Here is a 2,387-nt window from a genome sequence, read left to right as displayed (position 1 = left end):
GGGGGGAGGGTGAGCACGGTCGAAGAATAGCCGGGCCTGTGGGCGAGATGGGGGACAACACCCCGCGTTGTGCAGATGGTGCGCGCGCCTCCCCGTGCCGGCCCCTGGAGGGCCGTGCGGTGCACACCACGCGGCCCGCCGCAAGGACCCCTACTACGCTGGACCCATGTCCCTCCCCAAGATCGTGCTGTTCTACGTGTTCACCCCTTTGGCGGACCCGGAGGCCGTGAAGCTGTGGCAGCTGAACCTCGCGCGGCGCACCGGGGTCAAGGGCCGGATCATCGTCTCGGAGCAGGGCATCAACGCCACCGTGGGCGGGGACATCCAGGACGTGAAGGCGTACGTCCGCGGGCTCAAGGAGTACGCCCCGTTCAAGCACGCGGACGTCAAGTGGTCCGACGGCGCGGGGGACGACTTCCCGCGGCTGAGCGTGAAGGTCCGCCCGGAGCTCGTGACCTTCGACGCCCCGGACGTCATCCGGGTCTCGGAGAACGGCGTAGAGGGCGGAGGCACGCACCTGAAGCCCCACGAGGTGCACGAGCTCGTGGAGCGGCGCGGTGAGGACGTGGTGTTCTTCGACGGCCGCAACCAGCTGGAGGCGGAGATCGGGAGGTTCCGCGGCGCCGTCGTGCCCCGCACCGAGACCACCAGGGACTTCCTGCGGGAACTCGATTCCGGCGCCTACGACCACCTCAAGGACAAGGCCCTGGTGACGTACTGCACCGGCGGGATCCGCTGCGAGGTGCTGAGCGTGCTGCTGCGCAACCGCGGGTTCCAGGACGTGTACCAGCTGGACGGCGGGATCGTGCGCTACGGGGAGGCCTACGGGGACCGCGGCCTGTGGGACGGGTCCCTCTACGTCTTCGACGAGCGTCGGCACATGGAGTTCTCACCCGGGGCCAGGTCCCTGGGGCGGTGCGTGCAGTGCGGGGAGGGCACACCCCGGTACGTGAACTGCGCCAACCAGCAGTGCCGGCAGCTGTTCCTGTGCTGCGAGACGTGCACGGACACCGCGGCTCGCACCCGGTGCGCGGACTGTGTTCCCGTGACCGTCTGACCCACCAGCCGCTCGCACCACCCCGTGGCGGCGTCCGGCGCCGCCTCCCTCGAGAGCAGGAGACCACCGTGGAGAACCCGCAGCCCACCGTCACCGACGCCGCGGTGACCGCCCTGCACACCGGCGAGGTGCGGCGTCATCGCTGGGACGGCCGGGAGCTGGAGACCGCGGCGGAGAAGTCACCGTGCGCCGGAAAGGTCTTTCTGAGCGGCACCGGGTTCATCGGGGACGAGCAGGGCGATCTGAAGAACCACGGCGGCCCGGACAAGGCCGTGTGCTGCTACGCGGCCGAGAACTACGAGGCGTGGCGCGCGGAGGGGCGGGACCTCGGCCCCGGGGCGTTCTCGGAGAACCTCACCCTGCGCGGCGCCACGGAGGACCGCGTGTTCCTGGGCGACACGTTCCAGGTGGGCACCGCGCTGGTCCAGGTGACCCAGCCGCGCACCCCCTGCAACACCATTTCGCGCCGCTGGTCGGACTGGGACCTGCCGCGGGACATGGAGCGGACCACCCGCACCGGCTTCTACCTGCGGGTCCTGCGCGAGGGCCACGTGGGCGCCGGGGACGCGTTCGAGTTCGTGAGCCGACCCTCGGGCGCGGTGTCCGTGGGCGACGTCGTGCGCATCATGGCCGCCGGACCCGCGGACCGGGGGGCGTACCGCGGCCTGGCGTCCGCGCCCGAGTTCCCGGAGCAGTGGCGCCGCAAGATCCTGCGCCGGCTGGGGGAGGACGGACTGCTGTGAGCGCACGACGCCGCCCTTGTCAGGCCCCGCACACAACGGCAGCCCGGTGAGCAACCACCGAGTCACGACACCGAATCCCGAGGATGACGCCGCATGAGCCATGACCACGCATACCAGCTGCCGCACCCCCTCACCGGGCAGCCGTTCCCGTCCCCGGTTCCCCCCGGCTCGGGGTGGCCGGAGGACCCAGCACCGGCAGACGCCCCCGTGGCCCACGACGCCGCCGCGGTGCGGGATCTCGCGGCTACCGCCTCGGACGTGGACCAGCTCAACGGGATGGCCAGCGTGTGCCGTGCGTGCGAGCGCCTCGTGCAGTGGCGTGAGGACGTGGCGCAGACCAAGCGCGCATCCTTTGCGGGCGAGCCGTACTGGGGCAGGCCCGTGCCGTCCTACGGGGACCCGCGGGCGCGCATCGCCATCATCGGGCTGGCCCCCGCCGCCAACGGAGGCAACCGCACCGGGCGCATGTTCACGGGGGACCGCGCGGGCGACTGGATCTACGCGGCGCTGCACCGCGCCGGATTCGCCGAGCACGAGACCGTGAGCACCGCGGGCGACGGGCAGGCCCTGCACGGGGTCCGCATGGT

At 71.9% G+C, this 2,387-nt stretch carries 3 protein-coding genes; all 3 read left to right on the top strand.

Features of this window, described 5'->3' with window-relative positions:
* The first annotated feature begins 166 nt into the window (after positions 1–166).
* Positions 167–1,057, top strand: coding sequence for an oxygen-dependent tRNA uridine(34) hydroxylase TrhO (gene trhO / locus D9R02_RS11665; protein ID WP_039101714.1), 891 nt, complete (start codon positions 167–169; stop codon positions 1,055–1,057).
* A gap of 68 nt (positions 1,058–1,125) precedes the next feature.
* Positions 1,126–1,800, top strand: a complete 675-nt coding sequence (locus D9R02_RS11660; RefSeq protein WP_047978056.1) for an MOSC domain-containing protein — start codon at positions 1,126–1,128, stop codon at positions 1,798–1,800.
* Positions 1,801–1,893: 93 nt separating this feature from the next.
* Positions 1,894–2,387, top strand: a 494-nt coding sequence (locus tag D9R02_RS11655) for a uracil-DNA glycosylase family protein (protein ID WP_310793829.1), incomplete at its 3' end; no start/stop codon positions are given.

The sequence above is a fragment of the Kocuria rhizophila genome, assembly GCF_003667225.1.
Lineage (GTDB): Bacteria > Actinomycetota > Actinomycetes > Actinomycetales > Micrococcaceae > Kocuria > Kocuria rhizophila.
The sequence above is the reverse complement of the archived record's forward strand: the minus strand, read 5'-3'. Positions and strand labels throughout refer to the sequence as shown.

Bases quoted from the DNA above. Each gene is read 5' to 3' on its own strand.
- trhO (WP_039101714.1), top strand. From the start codon at position 167: ATGTCCCTCCCCAAGATCGTGCTGTTCTACGTGTTCACCCCTTTGGCG.